The following is a 2,076-nucleotide window of genomic DNA, read 5'->3' as shown; positions in this document are numbered from 1 at the left end:
GTGGTGGGGTGGGTGGAGGGCGTGCTGGACGGCGTCTACGAGGGGTCGGGGAGCCCGGCACCGCCGCCGCACGGATACGTGCTGGCGGTGGTGGTGGACCCGGGGTGGAGACGGCGCGGGGTCGGCAGGGGCCTGCTGGAGGGGTTCGTGGACCGGGCCCGCGCGGCCGGGGTCGAGTGGGTGTTCCTGCTGCCCGAGGAGGGCGAGGGCGCCGAGGGCAGGGTGGAGTTCTTCCTCCGGTGCGGGTTCACTCCCGTGCACGATCCCGACAGGGAGTGGCCCGCCATGGGGCGGTGGACCCGCGACGCCGGGTAGTCCGGAGCGGGGCCGGTACGGGCGTAGGCAGGTGGAAACCGACCGTACGCGCCGGGCATCCAACACCGCGCAGACCACCCCCTGAGGAAGGAACCCATGGCATTGCGATCATGGCTGGCCGTATTCACGTGCGTGACGTTGTTGGTCTCGGGCTGCACCCTGCCGGGCTCCCGGGACGAGCCCCGCCCCGAACCGGACAGCGAAGGACGGCAGGACACCGCGGACTACCCGGAGGGGCCCTACGTACGGGAAGGGCTGATCGGGTCCAACCTGTTCCGGACCCGGATCTCGGTGCACCACGTCGAACGCTGGGAGGACCGCAGCGTCCTGCGGTTCACGGTGACCCCCCTCAACGACCAGGACGAGGACAGGGAGGACCTGATCCTGCCCGCCCCCTTCGGCACCGGGGCCCTCGACCGCCAGCACAGCGCCTTCAACCTCGTCGATCCGCTTGAACAGGCCTTCTACTCGCCGGTCCGCGACGAGTCGGGGGAGACCACCATCGGCAGCGAGGTGGTCCCGCACTGGGTGATGGACGCCGACTACGAGTACCAGGTGCACTTTCCCCCGCTGCCCGAGGACACCGAGCGGATCACCCTGGTCGTGAACGGTTCGTTCGGCGAGTTCACCGGTATCCCGGTCATCGACGGCGAACCCCCGGCGGAACCGCCCGGCGACAGCGTCGACCCGTCCGACATCAACCCCGGCGACACGGTGGCCGTCCCCCTGCGCGAGGCGGAGATGACCTCCGAGCCCGAAGACTACGCCCGCGACCTGTACAGCATCATCGAGGACTCCTCCCGAACCCGGACCTCGACCACCGACGAGGAGACCATCGGCCTGCACGCCGACGTACTGTTCGACTTCGACGAGGCCACCCTCACCCCCGAAGCCGAGGACGTGCTGGCCGAGGTCGTACAGGAGACCCGGGAGAACGCCGACCCCTCGCGGCCGCCCATCCGCGTCGTCGGCCACACCGACGGCCGGGGCAGCGAAGACTACAACCAGGACCTGTCCGAGCGCCGCGCCCAGGCCGTCCTGGACGTCCTGGAGGAAGGTCTGGGCACCGAGTACGAGTACGAGATCGAAGGGAGGGGGGCCGAGGAACCCCTCGTCGAGGAGGGCGGCGCCGACGACGAGGAGGCACGGGCGACCAACCGCCGTGTGGAGGTCTCCTACAAGATCAGGCAGCCCGGCGACGCCCGGACCGGCACCGAACAGCGGACCGGGTCGCCCGACGGCCCGACCGGCGCCGCGGCTCCCCCGGCGCCCTTCCGCGCCGAGGACGGCGAGGTGATCGAGACGGCCGAGGCGGGCCTGGTCCAGGGCAACGCCGAGTACGAACTCGGTGTGCGTCCGCTGTACCGGGACGGCGCCTACCTCGTCGGGGTCTTCGACATCCGCCACTTGGACACCGGCGGCACGGTCCCGCCGGTGCTGCGCCCGCTCAACTCCCGGGACTACCCGGGCGGGCGGTTCACCGCGTTCAACCTCACCGTCGGCGGGAACGAGGACGTGCGCTACCGGGCCGTGCGCGTGGGCCCCCGGCCGACCGAGGACCTGGAGCGCGCCCGGTACCTGTCCACCCCGCAGTGGCCGGTACAGCCTCTGGAGACCGGCCACACCGAACGCGTCTTCGTCTACTTCCCGGCGCCGCCGACGGAGACGGACGCCGTGACGCTCCACGCGGCGGACTTCGGGACCTTCGAGGTCCCCGTGGAGTAGGGGCCGTCCACCGCGGGCACTCACCGTGCCCGCGGT

At 71.6% G+C, this 2,076-nt stretch carries 2 protein-coding genes; both read left to right on the top strand.

The features are described 5' to 3' along the window. A partial coding sequence (locus DQW06_RS10390; protein WP_117198363.1) for a GNAT family N-acetyltransferase occupies positions 1-315 on the top strand: 315 nt, incomplete at its 5' end. Between the two features lie 96 nt (positions 316-411). Further along, positions 412-2,040 carry an OmpA family protein gene (locus DQW06_RS29800; RefSeq protein ID WP_304598514.1) on the top strand — a complete coding sequence of 543 codons (1,629 nt, stop codon included), beginning with the start codon at positions 412-414 and terminating at the stop codon, positions 2,038-2,040. Positions 2,041-2,076 lie beyond the last annotated feature (36 nt).

Origin of the sequence: Nocardiopsis sp. TNDT3 (genome assembly GCF_003427465.1) — a bacterium.
Lineage (GTDB): Bacteria > Actinomycetota > Actinomycetes > Streptosporangiales > Streptosporangiaceae > Nocardiopsis > Nocardiopsis dassonvillei.
This window is presented reverse-complemented; position numbering and strand designations above follow the sequence as displayed.

What these genes read in the sequence shown, in the direction of transcription:
- DQW06_RS29800 (WP_304598514.1), top strand. Translation starts at nt 412, where the DNA reads ATGGCATTGCGATCATGGCTGGCCGTATTCACGTGCGTGACGTTGTTG.